11 protein-coding genes and 4 pseudogenes are annotated in these 15269 nt (G+C 60.2%); 12 read left to right on the plus strand and 3 right to left on the minus strand.

The genetic code is table 11. The features are described 5' to 3' along the window. Positions 1–3: 3 nt before the first annotated feature. The 4 genes from BRAD285_RS05530 (at position 4) to BRAD285_RS05545 (ending at position 3640) form a co-directional block, all read left to right on the plus strand. Positions 4–279: a flagellar biosynthetic protein FliQ gene (locus BRAD285_RS05530; RefSeq protein WP_006612533.1), complete on the plus strand. Its 276-nt coding sequence runs from the start codon at positions 4–6 to the stop codon at positions 277–279. An 11-nt stretch (positions 280–290) separates the two neighbouring features. Next, entirely contained in the window at positions 291–1112 is an 822-nt protein-coding gene (gene sctT / locus BRAD285_RS05535) for a type III secretion system export apparatus subunit SctT (protein ID WP_006612534.1), read from the plus strand. Beyond that, entirely contained in the window at positions 1109–2146 is a 1038-nt protein-coding gene (locus BRAD285_RS05540; protein WP_006612535.1) for an EscU/YscU/HrcU family type III secretion system export apparatus switch protein, read from the plus strand. The genes sctT and BRAD285_RS05540 overlap by 4 nt, the downstream gene beginning before the upstream one ends. A gap of 1053 nt (positions 2147–3199) precedes the next feature. Further along, positions 3200–3640 carry a VirK family protein gene (locus tag BRAD285_RS05545; protein ID WP_006612536.1) on the plus strand — a complete coding sequence of 147 codons (441 nt, stop codon included), beginning with the start codon at positions 3200–3202 and terminating at the stop codon, positions 3638–3640. A gap of 225 nt (positions 3641–3865) precedes the next feature. On the opposite strand, the pseudogene BRAD285_RS35225 reads toward BRAD285_RS05545, so the two are convergent. Continuing rightward, a pseudogene (locus BRAD285_RS35225) lies at positions 3866–4034 on the minus strand (integrase core domain-containing protein); the annotation flags it as partial. Between BRAD285_RS35225 and BRAD285_RS05555 the strand changes: the two are divergent. The 5 genes and pseudogenes from BRAD285_RS05555 (at position 4025) to BRAD285_RS35230 (ending at position 10751) form a co-directional block, all read left to right on the plus strand. Beyond that, positions 4025–5241 (plus strand): annotated as a pseudogene (locus BRAD285_RS05555) (IS3 family transposase). The pseudogenes BRAD285_RS35225 and BRAD285_RS05555 sit on opposite strands and share 10 nt — an antisense overlap. 1343 nt (positions 5242–6584) lie before the next feature. Further along, on the plus strand, positions 6585–7925 hold the full coding sequence (locus BRAD285_RS05560) for a type II and III secretion system protein family protein (RefSeq protein ID WP_244422034.1): 1341 nt from the start codon (positions 6585–6587) through the stop codon (positions 7923–7925). Positions 7926–7935: 10 nt separating this feature from the next. After that, complete coding sequence (locus BRAD285_RS05565; RefSeq protein ID WP_006609585.1) at positions 7936–8601, plus strand: CpaD family pilus assembly lipoprotein; 666 nt, start codon at positions 7936–7938, stop codon at positions 8599–8601. Positions 8602–8768: 167 nt separating this feature from the next. After that, the gene (locus BRAD285_RS05570) at positions 8769–9968 is read left to right on the plus strand and encodes an IS256 family transposase (protein ID WP_087877558.1); all 1200 of its coding nucleotides are present in this window, start codon (positions 8769–8771) and stop codon (positions 9966–9968) included. Positions 9969–10406: 438 nt separating this feature from the next. Continuing rightward, positions 10407–10751: a hypothetical protein gene (locus BRAD285_RS35230; RefSeq protein ID WP_157681667.1), complete on the plus strand. Its 345-nt coding sequence runs from the start codon at positions 10407–10409 to the stop codon at positions 10749–10751. Positions 10752–10780: 29 nt separating this feature from the next. On the opposite strand, the gene BRAD285_RS05580 is transcribed toward BRAD285_RS35230, so the two are convergent. Continuing rightward, complete coding sequence (locus tag BRAD285_RS05580) at positions 10781–11656, minus strand: DDE-type integrase/transposase/recombinase (RefSeq protein ID WP_172889740.1); 876 nt, start codon at positions 11654–11656, stop codon at positions 10781–10783. Positions 11657–12160: 504 nt separating this feature from the next. Here BRAD285_RS05580 and BRAD285_RS36165 point away from each other — a divergent pair. Then, a pseudogene (locus BRAD285_RS36165) lies at positions 12161–12298 on the plus strand (IS21 family transposase); the annotation flags it as partial. Positions 12299–12301: 3 nt separating this feature from the next. Here BRAD285_RS36165 and BRAD285_RS35240 read toward each other — a convergent pair. Then, positions 12302–12636: pseudogene (locus tag BRAD285_RS35240) on the minus strand (transposase); the annotation flags it as partial. A gap of 223 nt (positions 12637–12859) precedes the next feature. Here BRAD285_RS35240 and istA point away from each other — a divergent pair. Beyond that, positions 12860–14362 carry an IS21 family transposase gene (gene istA / locus BRAD285_RS05590; protein ID WP_244563594.1) on the plus strand — a complete coding sequence of 501 codons (1503 nt, stop codon included), beginning with the start codon at positions 12860–12862 and terminating at the stop codon, positions 14360–14362. After that, positions 14359–15183 (plus strand): IS21-like element helper ATPase IstB, encoded by an 825-nt coding sequence (istB, locus tag BRAD285_RS05595; protein ID WP_006611535.1) that lies wholly within the window; start codon positions 14359–14361, stop codon positions 15181–15183. Before istA ends, istB begins: the two co-directional genes overlap by 4 nt. The last annotated feature ends 86 nt before the right edge of the window (positions 15184–15269 follow it).

A 15269-nucleotide genomic window follows, 5' to 3' on the forward strand; every position in this document is an offset into this window, starting at 1 on the left:
GCCATGAATGAAACAGGTATCCTCACGCATCTAAGCCAATCGCTCATGCTCTTCATGATCTGGGTTCTGCCACCGCTGCTCGCTGCTCTCCTCTCTGGATTGATCATCGGGCTGATTCAGGCCGCAACGCAGCTACAGGATCAAACATTGCCGCTGACAGTCAAGCTTTTGGTCGTCGTCGTCGTTCTGGCGGGGTTTTCGCCAGTGCTTAGCGGCCCACTGATCGATCAGGCCGAGCAAATATTCAGTGAGTTTCCAGTACTCACCGCAAGATACTAACAGAGTTGCGTATGGGCATCATGGGACCCTTAGAGGGGCAAGCTCTTGTACAGAGCACCATTGAACTCGTTACCGCAGCAGGCCTTAGCGGCGCCCGCGCCCTGGGTGTCATGTTGGTGCTTCCTGTCTTCACCCGGCCGCGGATCAGCGGACTGATTCGAGGGAGCCTGACTATTGCGATCGGTCTGCCGTGCGTCACGCATATCAAGGTTGGTCTGCGAGCTCTAGATCCAAACACTCGCCTGGTCAGCGTCAGCGTGCTTGGCCTCAAGGAGGTGTTTGTCGGTCTTGTGCTTGGCATCCTGCTCAGTATTCCATTATGGAGCCTACAGGCAGTCGGCGATATAATCGATACGCAACGAGGAATTTCGAGCCAAGTTGCGGGGGAGGATCCCGCTACGCACGGCCAAGCGTCCGGAACAGGACTGTTTCTGGGTATTGCGGCGGTTACGATCTTCGTGCTGGTCGGCGGGCTTCAGACCATGGTGGGCGGCCTCTATGGCAGTTACCTCGTGTGGCCAGTCTATCAATTTCTACCTGCCGTGACGGCGCAAGCTGCAATGGAATGCCTAGCGCTTCTTGATCGTATCATGATAACAACTTTGTTGGTCGCCGGACCAGTGCTGTCTTTGTTGCTGCTGATAGACATCTCGGTCATGATGCTCGGTCGTTTGGCGCCTCAGCTCAAGATGAATGACCTCGCACCCATGATCAAAAACAGTGCCTTCGGGATCATTATGGTAAGCTACACGGCTTATCTTCTTGAATACGCTGGGGCCGAAATCATTAACTCTAACGAGGTGCTTCAGTACCTCAAAAAGCTTTTGAAATGAGCGGTACGAGCGAAGAGAAAAAGCTGCCTCCCACCCAAAAGAAGCTGCGAGATGCGCGCAAGAAAGGACAAAGCGCGCGAAGCTCCGATTTTGTCAGTGGCGTTGGCGTTTGTGCCGGTTTAGGCTGCCTTTGGTTGCGATCTAGTGCGGTGCAAGACAAGTGGCAAGAAACTGTCCGACTAGTAGATAAATTGCAAGAACAGCCATTCACGAGCGCGGTGCCTCGAGCGCTCAGCGGTTTACTAGAACTTTTTATTGCGACTGTCGCGCCCCTGCTCGCCGCCACCGTCCTAGCGGCCCTTTTGGCTAATATTCTCGCCAATGGCGGTTTTATTTTTGCCTTAGAGCCGCTCAAGCCAAAGCTCGATAAATTAGATCCTTTCAAAGGCTTAAAGCGGATTGCCTCAAAGCGTTCGGCCATAGAGCTTGGCAAAACGTGGATTAAAATAATTACGCTTGGTGCGATCTTCATTTTCTGCGTTGCAGCTAGCTGGAAGGCGATGGTCCATATTCCGGCCTGCGGCCTAGCCTGTTTTGGCTTTGCATTTTTTGAAATCAAAACAATGATCGGGATTGCAGCTGGAGCGTTTCTGGTGGGCGGATTGGGCGACCTACTGATCCAGCGTTGGCTGTTCATGCAGGACATGCGCATGACTGAAAGTGAAGCTAAGCGTGAGAGCAAGGAGCAGCAAGGCAGTCCACAGGTGAAGCGAGAGCATCGGCGTCTGCGACAGGAGTCGGCGAACGAGGCTCCCCTTGGCGTTCATCGCGCCACGTTGATACTGAAGGGCGCGACGGTGTTGATTGGGCTTCGTTATGTGCGAAACGAGACCGGCGTACCTGTCCTGGTCTGTGGTGGTGAAGGCGAAGCTGCCTCACAGCTGCTTCGCGAGGCGCGTGCGATGCATCTTTGCGTTGTTGAAGACGAACGTCTGACGCTTCAGTTGCTTCACAAAGCAAAGCTCGGCAATCCAATTCCTTCGCAGCATTTTGAATCAGTTGCCAAGGCGCTCTATGCCGCTGGGCTAGTCTAGGATCGGCAAAAAGAGACGTGCCAGAGAGGCTTATCAGCGATAATGAGAGAGCCTGCGTATAGGTGGCTGATGGAAACGCAGGCGTAGGTTCTTGCAAGGCGGGGTGGCGCCTGATTGCTCTTGTTGCCGCGATGGGCCACAGGAGCAACGCGGTGGATTATTGTCAGGAGTCAGCAGTATTGTGTGGATCGGGCCGTGCGAGGTGCGGTGCGATTATGTCCCAAATTTGCGGCCCCCGCGATACCGATGATCGCTTGAACCGCTGACCTTGCCCCTAAATGTCTTTCTCAGGCCGGAGCCGTTCGGGCAGGTGGATGTGCCATTTGGGCGGTGGTAGCTGCGGAACTCCTTAGTTACGGCCGCCTCCCTCCTGAACTGGACGGCAAAGGTCAGCCCGTGTTCAACGCGCGCTGCGGACGATCGCCTCTCGCATTGTTGAGTGACAAAGGCGCATTCTTGTGGATGTTCATCTGGCCGTTCTTTGGGACATTGACGCCTCGCAAGCTTAGCTTTCTCGGTTCAGGCCAGACGGATGAACGACCACAGCTAGTTCTCGAAGCCGATGTCGATCAGCGAACAACTATTCCTGCACTAACGCGGAGACAAAATTAGTCTCGCAGCCACTCAAGTGTCGACGGTTGCGGCAGTGCACCTTGAGCGTTCGACAAGTCTTTGCGGAACATCGTTGATTGCACTAATACAATTGCGCTTTGGCATTGTTAGGTAGGAGTCTGTCGCAGAAGCAGCTTTCGAGAATCTGACCATAGTCGTGTAATGCTTATTGTTAGTCGAGCTTTGGTTGGCATCAAACCGCACAGTACAGCAATTTGCGCTGTATTGCTCAACTGGCAATCTCAGGGCCTGAGACTGACTATTCAACGCGTAATGCTGATATTGCAGCGGTGGATTAGTCGCCACAGGACTTGCGTTCGGCTAAGGATGATTGTTTTATGAAAAGCGAAACGATACTTGACGCTGGCAAAGCGTCAAGACGCTCGATGCGTGTCCGACACGTCCCAGCCCCGCAATTGTATCTAGAGGAAGACGAGCCCCGTGAAATCAAATGTAAAGTCCATATTCATCCTGCTTATGATGTTTTCTGCAAGCGTTAAAAGCACGGTCGTAAGTGCGGATGACGCATCACCCAAATACATTGAGGTGCTCAATGCCCTTCAGGCGGGCAAGAACGTTAAATTGTTGCTCGACATGAGCCGCTGTAATCCCACCGAGGGCGGAAAGCCAAGCTCAGCTACACTTGCCGGGTTGGCTGTCAGCGCCTTTAGGGTAACCGTCCAGAATGGCATAAGCTTCTCTAACGCGCACCAAACGGTTGACAATTCGGGGCATGCCGTGACGGAATTTATTCGTCATAGTCTCAGTCGGGAGGGCAAACTGACTGTGCGGGCCTCCAAGCTCGTCGTTGGAAGCAATGAGCTAGTGAATCAAGGTGAATTCACTTGCGAAGTGCCGGACGGGGCACGGTTTATTTGGTAAGCTGCAGGATTACGTCGCGTTGGCCTTGACCGTTTTAACAGTAAGGCCGGTATCGTAAGCCCATAGATGCTGCTCTCGACAGGGGGTGACGGCCAAAATGATATTGGCCGTCGTTTTTGGACGCTGACCTGCCACCGATATGTCATCCAGCAGCATTTAGAGTCCGAATGGGTTTGCAGTGAGGCCGAGCTTTGGACCACCCAGAACTAGAGTTTTGCGCCCTGATCACGGTGGCGGGCTGGTTGCGCCATCGTGGTTTTGCAGCAGAATCGGCGGTTTGTTGCCGATTGCGCCGTGCGGCCGTTCTTCGTTGTAGTACCTGCGCCAAGTCTCCACTGTTTCCTCGGCATCCGCAAGCGTCAGGAAGCAATGGGCAATTGAGACATTCCTCCCGGGTTTAGCGAACAGCAGATCATCTGGATTTTTGAAGGAGCACGAGGCTGGCGTTGCGGTCGCCGATCTGTGCCGCAAGCATGGCGTGAGCGACGCCAGCATTTACAAGTGGAAGGCCAAGTTCGGCGAAACGGACGTCTCGGAGGCCAAGCGGCTGAAGACGCTGGAGGACGAGAATACACGGCTGAAGCGGCTGCTGGCGGACGCGATGCTGGACAATGCTGCCCTGAAGGATCTCCTGGGAAAGAAGTCGTGACGCCCGCGGCGAAGCGGAAAGCTGTCGTACATCTCGTGGCGTTCACGGGATGAGCGAACGGCGGGCGTGTAAAGCCGTCGGCTATTGCCGCATGACGGTCAGATATCAGACGAGCCGGGCCGATGATGCCGGGCTGCGGCAGCGCATGAGGGCGATCGCCTACGAGCGCCGCCGCTTCGGCTATCGTCGCCTGCACGTCCTGCTCAAGCGGGAGGCCTACCTGGTCAATCACAAGAAGCTGTTCCGGCTGTACCGGGAGGAACGGCTCACGGTGCGCCGCAGAGGTGGCCGCAAGCGGGCCCTCGGCACACGTGCGCCGATGACGGTGTCGCTGCTCCCGAATGATCGCTGGTCGCTCGACTTTGTGTCGGATCAGATGACCGACGGCCGGCGCTTTCGCATCCTGACCGTGGTCGACGACTGCGCCCGCGAGTGCCTGGCGCTGGTGGCCGACACCTCACTCTCGGGCGCCCGGGTCGCTCGGGAGCTGGACCGGCTGGTCGCCGAGCGCGGCCAGCCCAGGATGGTGGTGAGCGACAACGGCAGCGAGCTCACCAGCAATGCCATCCTGACCTGGGCCGATCAGAAGCGTGTCGCCTGGCACTACCTCGCGCCGGGCATACCCAAGCAGAACGCCTTCATCGAGAGCTTCAACGGCCGCCTGCGGGATGAACTGCTGAATGAGACGCTGTTCACCTCGCTCGCCCAGGCCCGCGTCGCTCTCCGATGCTGGCGCGCCGACTATAACGACGCTCGGCCCCCCCCCCCCCCCCCCCCCCCCCCCCCCCCCCCCCCCCCCCAGCTCGGATGGAAGACACCATCCGAGTTTGCCGCAACCTGCCATCCGCGTCGGGATCTGGCGCTGCGCTGTGAAGGCTCCGCGCCAGCTCCCGCCGCTACCACCGCCCATATGGGCATATCCAACCGCCCGAACGAACTCAGACCTGGATAAAACTTGGGGGCAAGGTCATCCTCATTGAAGTGCCGTCAAAAGGCGTCGAAGCGGCGTTGGTGATCTTCACACCCATTCATTGGCTCCAGTTCAAGCTAAGCCCGCTCCGGTGGCTTAATCCTAACGGCCGGCCGGGAAAACCAGCCCCCTCCCAGCTCAATGACCACACGCAAGCTGCGTCGCGCTCCCACCGGACTGCTTACAAAATCGTTAATGCAACGACCAAAGACGCTTGATCCTTCCCCGGCGTCAGATTGTAAGTCTTCTGGCAAGCCGCGACACTTCCAGTCGTGTTCAACCCTTTCTGACAGGTAGTGACCAGTGCGACCGTTTGCACCCCATAAATTCCACGACTGCGCCGCATCGCGCTACTGCGTTATTCTTCCAGTAGGACGATGCTCCACGTCGATGATTTGCGGAGCGGCGAACCCTAACCCACCATGTGTCACGAGGGCGCAAAATGCGTCACGAGGAGTTCGCTGGCGCTCGCCAGTGCTAGGTCCGCATCAGGAGTGTTTCGGGCTAGCAAAAAGTCCTCACTACGCGCGAGTCTATTGGGAGGCGCTATCGACGCCCGATAGCTGCATTGTTGAAGCACGGTGTGCATCTCAGCAGATCAGGGGGGCGAGTAGGTTGATCGCGGTTTTCTAATCATTGCATGGTCATGCTTGACTTGATGACTTCGGATATATGGGGGAAGGGGCGACTGAGGCAGTCGCGGTGCGACGGCTCCTCTATGAAGAGTGGCAATCGTCAAGCCCCCCTAGTCGGGGTATTGCGATCTTTGATGCGGGGGCGGAACAGCTTCTTCCCAGTCTCCGCTTCTAAGTGGCAATCATGCTCTCACTCGCGCTATTCAGCAACAGTCAGGACAGATGACAGCTCTACTGGCGACATTCGTTGAACAACAATTTCATCAAAACGAGAGGCGAGTTTTGATCGGCGCCGTGGTTCCGAGAATTTCGTCCTGCGTGATGTGTGTTCCTAATCATCCACTCAGTGGTGCCGGCCCAACATCGTCGCGAGCACATCGCCCGTGTATGCATTCAATGACGGGTCTCGACCATTGCGTGAAAGGTCGAGGATCATCTATTTCGCACGCATGCGGTCCAAACCGAACGCTCGGGATGAGCGCCGCGAGCGGTGTCAGCTAGATCCTGGCAGTTTCAGCTAGATCCCGGAAGTTATTGGCGCAACATCGGCTGGCTAGCCGATCGAACTCTGAAGGCAGCACTCACTTGAACTTCTTTAACAAAAAACACGTCGCTCACGACACGTTGATGGTCGCTGGCGCCTCTCGTCGCATCGCGGTGCGTCTCCGGAGCGCGCTGTTTGTAGCTTGTATGCTGGTTCCAGTCTCGGGCATGGCTCAAACATCGAGTAGCGGAGACCGGCCACATGCTGCGCTTGACAGCGACACTGGTACGCTCAACATCACCTCCTCACAGGGGAGGACAGTTCGTCTCAAATCGCCCGCAGCGAGCATCTTTGTTGCCGATCCTGCAATTGCGGATTACCAAGCCGCGTCGAACACTACGATTTTCGTGTTCGGTAAAAAGTCCGGCCGAACAAGCCTGTTTGCCCTCAATGACAAGGGGGAGGCTCTCGCCGAGCTGGCAGTCGTCGTCACCCAGCCGATTGAGGATCTCCGAGCCGCGCTGAAGGCCGAGGTCGGCGACTATCCAATTCAGGTTAGCTACACGCCGCGTGGCGCGATCCTTAGCGGTACGGCGCCCAGTGCAGATGTTATCGAGGCGGCTAGGAAGGTTACTGAGCAGTTTCTCGGAGCGGGCGCACTGGTTGTGAACAAAATCAAGGTCGCCGGCTCTCTGCAGGTGAATCTTAGCGTAAGAGTTGCAGAAGTCTCGCGTAGTGCTGTGAAAGATCTCAATATAAACTTCACCGCATCCGGCCCAAACGGCGCTTTCCTAGTGACCGGCAAAGGCGGTGGCTCTGGCGCAGCCGCCGGCGGTGGTACAATCGGGATCGGCTTTAGTGCTGGAAATGCAAATTTGAGCGCGGTTCTCGACGCCCTCGCAAGTGAGCACCTCGCCTCAATTCTGGCTGAGCCGAATTTGACCGCAATGTCAGGCGAATCCGCAAGCTTCCTTGCAGGAGGCGAATTTCCCATTCCGGTGATGCAGGATAACCGGCAGGTTTCTGTCCAGTTTCGTCAGTTCGGTGTAAGCCTCGACTTCGTTCCGACAGTTCTCAACAATAATCAGATCAATGTTCGAGTGAAGCCAGAAGTTAGCGAACTGTCGAGTGAGGGCGAAGTTAAGATCAATGGCATGTCGGTCCCCGCTCTTTCCACCCGACGGGCGAGCACGGTGGTCGAGCTCGCTAGCGGTCAGAGCTTTGCGATTGGCGGCCTCATCAGACGTAACTTTAACACTGATATCGGTGAATTCCCCTGGCTCGGTGATGTGCCGATCCTGGGTGTGCTTTTTCGCTCATCATCGTTTCAGAAACACGAAACCGAGCTGGTAATTATTGTCACGCCATACATCGTGCGGCCGGCATCGACCCCAAAGAAAATGAGTACGCCGAGCGAGCGCATCTCACCTCCCTCAGACGCTGGACGAATCCTGACGAATACGGTGGCCCGACCGCCTCGGGACCGCGATGCGCCTCGTACCAAGGCACCGGGATTGACCGGGAGTGCCGGCTCTATCCTCGAATGAGAACAGCCAAATGATCTTGCGACAAATCTGCCAATTGATCGGCGTTGCGGCAACATTGGTTGGCTGCGCAGATACAGCTCCCGACCATTACGGACCTGGCGAGCAATCGGTTAAGGTCGAGCAAAAGAGCCGCGTTTTGTTCTTAAAAAGCCTTCACCGCCCCGAAGCGCATCGGCTGCGGAGGTTCATTGCGACTGCCGGCGGGGGGCGGCCGGATGTACTGCATGTCGATGTCACCGGCTCGGAACGCCTCACGGCGCAAGTGGCGCACGAGGCCCTCGCTATGGGCATTGCTCCGTACAACATTCGGCTTTCTAACCTTCCTCCGGATCACTTCACTCATTCAATGGTGAGGATCGAGGTGACCACCTTCCAAGTCTATCCTCCGCCGTGTCCGTCGCTTTCTATCGTCGGCCCTACCGTGAACGACAATGCTTTCGACTCGACGCTTGGCTGCTCGACCAGAAACAATCTTGCAACGATGGTCAATGACCCGGTCGATTTGCTGGAGAATCGATCAATCATGCCGAGTAATGGCGAACGTGCTGCCAATCCTCTCGCCCGCGACGGTACCTTCAGACCGTCCAGCAGGATGAACGGAGAAGACGGCCCTCGCGACAAGCTAGCGCCGGAAGCTTCCGGCGCTACGGCGGGGGACGGCCGGCCAATTCGGTAGCGCAGCAGGTGGTCGTGTCCCCGGGCGTGGTGTAACTCGGTAGAGCAAAGCCGTCCGCCCGCGCGCTCCCCCATAGCGCTGTAGCGGGTGGACGGCTTTGCGGTGGTCACCGGCGATTGCCCGGTAGGGTCGGGTTGCTGACACCAACCTGATTCGAGGAACCACCGATGACCGACGAGATGATGAACCTTCGCGCACTCGTGGAGAAGGCCCCGGACGCGGATCTTCTGCGCGAGATGATCGGCTTTGCAGCGCAGCGGTTGATGGAGATGGAAGTCGCCGGGCTGACCGGGGCGGCCTATGGCGAGAAGAGCTCCGAGCGTCTGGCGCAGCGCAACGGCTACCGTGACCGGACCTGGGAGACGCGGGCCGGTTCGGTCGAGCTGCGCGTTCCCAAGCTGCGCAAGGGAAGCTACTTCCCGGGCTTCCTGGAGCCGCGCCGGATGGCCGAGAAGGCGCTGACCGCCGTGATCCAGGAAGCCTACGTCCAGGGCGTCTCGACCCGTTCGGTCGACGACCTCGTGCAGGCGATGGGGATGAGCGGCATCTCCAAGAGCCAGGTGAGCCGGCTCTGTGGCGAGATCGACGACAAGGTGAAGGCCTTTCTCGCCCGTCCGATCGAAGGCGACTGGCCGTATCTGTGGATCGACGCCACCTACGTGAAGGTGCGCCAGAACGGGCGCATCGTCTCGGTCGCGGTTATCGTCGCGATCGGCGTCAACAGCGACGGCCGACGCGAGGTGCTGGGCATGGACGTCGGCCCGTCCGAGGCCGAGACGTTCTGGACCGCGTTCCTGCGCAAGCTCACACGCCGTGGACTGCGTGGCGTGCAGCTCGTGATCTCGGATGCTCACGAGGGCATCAAGGCCACCGTCGCCAAGGTGCTCAATGCCACCTGGCAGCGTTGTCGCGTTCACTTCATGCGCAACGCTCTCGCTCATGCCGGTAAGAGCGGGCGCCGCGTGGTCTCCGCCTTCATCGCCACGGCCTTTGCCCAGGACGACGCCGAGGCAGCCAAGGCGCAATGGCGCAAGGTCGCCGACCAGATCCGTCCCAACGTGCCCAAGCTCGCCGCCCTCATGGATGAGGCCGAGCCTGACGTGCTCGCCTATATGAGCTTCCCGGCACAGCACCGCGCCAAGCTGCACTCGACCAATCCAATCGAGAGGGTCAATGGCGAGATCAAGCGCCGCACCGAGGTCGTCGGCATCTTCCCAAACGAGGAAGCAATCGTCCGTCTCGTCGGTGCGATCCTGCTCGAGCAGAACGACGAGTGGGCCGTCCAGCGCGCCCGCTACATGACTCTGGAAACCATCGCGCCTTTGAGCGATGATCCCATTGCTGGCCTGCCCGCCGTGGCAGGCTGACCAGCTCGGCCCGCACCGGAATCGCCCGGTGATCCACCATGCCAGCTACACCACTCTATGGGACACGATCCCGCAGGTTTGCAATGATACCGTAAGGCCTAAGCCGACTAGAGGTGCTAAATTGATCCTCAATGCATGGCACAGGCGGCATGGTTTCGATTGTCGTAGCGAGTTTGCAATAGGCCGGAGATTATTTGGAGCCGCGGTGAAATGTTTTACCTGTGGGCACTTCGTCGCTTGCAGACGTTTGTTCCTCGGTTAGAGCTCCCGCGTCACATTCGTAGCGGGTGACCTTGCCCCTAGTATCAACCGGCGTTCAAAATTGACCCCGCGTATTGCCTCAGCGAGGATGTTACCCGGACGAAGGTCTACGAACCGGCCCAGACCGGTCTCTGGCCGCGGCCAACTCGGTTTGGAAGGGGGTGTGGGCGGGGCGGAGTGCTCATCACACGCAGCGCCGTCCACAGCCCCGGGCCGTATTTCGTCGACGGGCATGGATACGATGGCTGTCTCCGCCACTTTCCGCCGGAGGGACCGAAGCAAGCGCTGGACGATGGAATCCTGCTTGTCGCTGAACGTCAGGGGATCAATGGTGGTGAGCCGGCCCACGATGGTCAGTGCAGTGAGCTGCGGCTCGACGGCGAGCCAGCTCTCGATCGTCGCGAGATGGGGATCGAGCTTGGACGGCATGCGAACGCGCTTTTTGTATCGCCGTTTCGGCAGGCGGTGCGTAGCCCGCACCTCGGTGGTCTTTGCCGAGTTGCCAAGCGACCGGGCGAATGAGCGCGGGTCGACCGAAGATACCTTGGCAGCTATCGCAGACCGCGCTTGCCGATCCGTTCGCCGAGCTCTTCTTGTGCCGAACGGATCGTAGCAAGCAATTGCACGGGGGCGAGAGTCCGATATGTCTCGCGCAGACGGCGCTTGATCGCCGAGGGAAGTTTCGGGTGTTCGAGTGCACGTTCGTACGGTGTAGTGGGCGGATGATAGCGTTTGATGATCCTGGCACCCTCGCGTCGCTTCTCTTTAAGCTTGAATGACGGCTGGAAGAAGTTCACCAGCAGGCGTGCCGCCGCGGAGAGACGTGCCATCACCCGGGCCGTCTCGACCCCGTCGAAGCGTCCGTATCCGACAAGCCGCCTGACCACCGCGCCGTTCTTCTGCTCCACGAAAGCCTGATCGTTCTTCTTGTAGGCACGTGACCGCGTGACCTCGATCTTCTGTGCTCGGCACCATGGAACGACGACGTCGTTCATGAACGCGCTGTCGTTGTCGAAGTCGGCGCAACAGATTACCCAAGGGAACAGGCCCTGTGCTCGCGTCATCGCTTCCACGACGAGGCTGCCATCGCGTGTCACCAGAGGCAAGCATTCCGTCCATCCCGTTGCGATGTCGACCATGGTCAATGTCTGGATAAACGAGCCGGCGACGCTGGTTCCACCGTGCGCAACCATGTCGATCTCGCAAAAGCCCGGCGGCGGGTTTGCCCAGTCATTGAACCTGCGGATCGGCACCTCGCGTCGAAGCGCCGAGTAGAATCCGACACGCCGCCGGCGTCCCCCAGCGGCCGCAACTTTGACGTCGATCAACATCCGATCAATCGTTGCCGCGCTCAGAGTTGTCAGCAGCACTCGCTCGGCGCTCGTCGGCTTCAGCCGGCCATGCCGCTCCAGCGCGGGCAACAGCACTGGGATCATCGATACAAGTTACCGCAGACACGATCGGAGGCCTCCCACAGCGCGACCAGAGCGTCGCGCACGCTGGCGTATTTGCGCCGCCGACTTGTCGCTGGTTCGGATCGGCCCGTTGTCCCTTCGTCGAGTGATGGTCTGGGCCTGTCGCTTCCAGCAACCGACAGTGCCCGCACCGCGTGCTTGCGGTGCCAACCCGTCGTTGCTGTCAACTCGTCAAAGATCCTACCCTTCTCAACCCGTCCAGCCGCACGGTAGCGCTCCGCCACCGCGGCCAACATCTCGCGCCTTGCGCCCATGCTGATCCCGCTCGCCATTGGCGCCACCGACCTGATTCGGTAACGCCGCCCCAGTCATCGGCGGAATTGTCCGGTAACATTTTCGTGTTATCCGGCGTGCAAATTTGCCCCCCTAAGCCGGGGGATCGGCGTCCAAAATTGACCCCCCGATTGTTGGCCGTAGCAGGCTGCCCGCTTCGGGTTGAAGCGGGGGGTCAGGGGGATGCTGGTTGTGGAGACGATTGCGCGGATCAGGCGCGAGCACTTCGTCAAGGGCAAGACGATCAAGGAGATTGCCCGGGACCTCAAGGTCTCGTGGAACACCGTCCGCAAGGTGCTGCGGTCGGGCGAGACATCATTCGAGGAGGGCGGCCTGGTCGGAGCGACGGGATCTGTAGTGGTAGGTCGACCTGTCGAACTCCAGGGCCTCGCAGGCCCTGCGGATCGACACCTGCCACTTGCCGCAGATCTCGTCGACCAGCTTGCGCTTCCGACCAGGCTTCACAGCTTTCGGCGGATCATGTCCTGCAGCATCTCCTTGTCGAGCGACAGATCGGCCACCAGCTTCCTCAGCTTGCCGTTCTCGTCCTCAAGCTGCTTCAGCCGCCGCATCTCGGTCGGCAGCAGCCCGTCGTACTTCTTCTTCCAACTAAAATAGGTCGCTGGGCTGATCCCGGCCTTGCGGCAGATGTCCGTGACCTGCGCGGCGACAATCAAGGTGAGAACCCAGCGACAATCAGGATGAGAGAGCGCCGGCGGGAGCGGGACTAAGGGAGGGCGTAGCCCGACCGGAGGACCGCTCCCGCCGGCGGCGCGCCTTATCAGGCCGTCTGGCGGCCGGGTGGGGTTGGCGCAAGCTGTTGATTCGTCTCGACAAGAGGGGATCGACGGCTTGCCTGGCCTCCACATCACCGACCACCAGATGAGGCTATACATGAGTTACCGACTGACGTTATCGGCGGAGGCCGCGGCGGCCAAAGCCGGGTTTTCGACGGCGAGCGCCTACCGGATCGAGGCCGATCCGCGGCTGCCCTCGCAGAAGCAGGCGCCACGTGGCCGGCGCCGGCCTGATCCCCTGGCGGCCTATTGGGACGCGGAGATCGAGCCGATCCTGAAGGCCGCGCCCGGGATCCGAGCGGTTGGCGTGCTGGAGGAACTGCGCCGGCGCCATCCCGACCTCAATCCCAACATCCGGCGCACGCTGGAGCGGCGCATCACGGCTTGGCGCGCGTTCAATGGCCCCGAGCGGGACGTCATCTTCCGCCAGGAGCATGAGCCCGGGCGGCTCGGCCTGTCGGACTTCACCGACGCCGGCGTGCTGGGCATCACCATCGCAGGCGCGTCCCTCGACCACCGGCTCTATCACTTCCGGTTGGCGTTCTCCGGCTTCGCGCACGCTCATGTCGTGCTCGGCGGCGAGAGCTTCGTCGCATTGGCCGAGGGCCTGCAGAACGCGCTGTGGGCGCTCGGCGGCGTCCCCAGAGAACATCGCAGCGACAGCCTGTCGGCGGCGTTCCGCAACCTCGCCATCGATGCGCGCGAGGACATCACGCAACGCTACGAGCAACTGATGCAGCATTACGGCATGGTGGCGACCCGCAACAATGCCGGCATCGCGCATGAGAACGGTTCGATCGAGAGCGCGCATGGCCATCTCAAGCAGGCACTGGAGGACGCGCTGCTGCTGCGGGGCACGCGCGACTTCGCCGATCTCGACGCCTACCGTGCCTTCGTCGACATGGTCGTCGGCCGGCGCAACGCCCATGTCGTCAAGCGGATCGCGATCGAGAAGGAGATGCTGGCACCGCTGCCGCGAGGTCGCACCAGCGACTTCGAGGAGAAGGTGATCCGCGTGACGTCGTCGGGCGGCTTCATCCTGCGCCGCGTTTTCTACACGATGCCCTCGAAGCTGATCGGCCATCGTCTGCGCGTGCGCATCTTCGATGATCGCCTCGAATGCTTCCTCGGCACCACGCAGGTCGCGATGCTCAGGCGAGGCCAGCCTGTGTCGGAAAGCCGGGGCGGACACGTCGTCGATTATCGTCACGTCATCCATGCCCTGCGCCGCAAGCCGATGGCACTTGCCAATCTCGTCTACCGCGATCAGCTGTTCCCGCGGGCAGCCTACCGACGCGCGTTCGAGACGCTGCAGGACAGATATGACGAGCGTCATGCCTGCAAGGTCACGGTCGAGCCCCTTGCTCTCGCTCACGAGCGGGCCTGCGAGGCCGAGCTCGCCGAGGCCATTGCCGCCGATCTCGATGCGGGACGGCTGCCGGATCTCGCCACGCTCCGCATCCGCTTCCGCCCCGAACAGGCATCAGTCCCCGACGTCGCCGTCGAGCTTGCTCCGCTCGCCGCCTACGACGAACTGGCGTCCCTGGGCTTTGCGCCGATGACCTCGAACACGGGAGATGCAGCATGACCAGCACGACGACACCCATTGATGCCGCGCGCGTCGAGTTGCTGCTCACCGAGCTGCGCCTGCCGAGCGTCAAGGCGATCTGGCCAAAGCTCGCCGCGCAATCTGACAAGGAGGGCTGGCCCGCCGCGCGCTTCCTCGCAGCACTCGCCGAGCACGAGGTCGCCGATCGTGGTCGCCGCCGGATCGAACGGCACATGCTCGAAGCGCGCCTGCCTGCCGGCAAAACGCTCGCGAGCTTCGACTTCGACAGCGTGCCGACGCTGTCCAAGGCGCAGGTGATGGCGCTCGCCGCGGGCGACGTCTGGCTCGAGTCTGGCGCCAACCTGCTGCTGTTCGGTCCGCCCGGCGGCGGCAAGAGCCATCTCAGCGCGGCCATTGGCCTGGCCCTCGTCGAGAACGGCTGGCGCGTGTTGTTCACGCGCACGACCGATCTCGTGCAGCGGCTGCAGACGGCGCGGCGAGAGCTGGCGCTGGAAGCGGCCATCGCCAAGCTCGACCGCTACGATCTGCTGATCCTCGACGACATCACCTACGTGTCGAAAGATCAGGCCGAGACCAGCGTGCTGTTCGAACTGATAGCCACCCGCTACGAGCGGCGCTCGCTGCTCATCACGGCCAATCAGCCGTTCGGCGAGTGGGGCCGCATCTTCCCCGATCAGGCCATGACGCTCGCCGCCGTCGACCGTCTCGTCCACCACGCCACGATCATCGAGATGAACGTCGAGAGCTACCGCCGCAAGGCCGCCCTCGGCCGCAAGCGCGGCGCCGGCCGACCGCCGGTTCACGCCACACCGAAGGAGGTCGAAAGCACGGCTGATTGACGCTGCGGCAATGCTGATTGTCGCCCAGCGTCAATCAGCCCTTGCCAAGCCGGGAGCCAGCGACAATGATCCGGCCACCCGGCTCC

It is taken from the genome of Bradyrhizobium sp. ORS 285 (assembly GCF_900176205.1).
Taxonomy (GTDB): domain Bacteria; phylum Pseudomonadota; class Alphaproteobacteria; order Rhizobiales; family Xanthobacteraceae; genus Bradyrhizobium.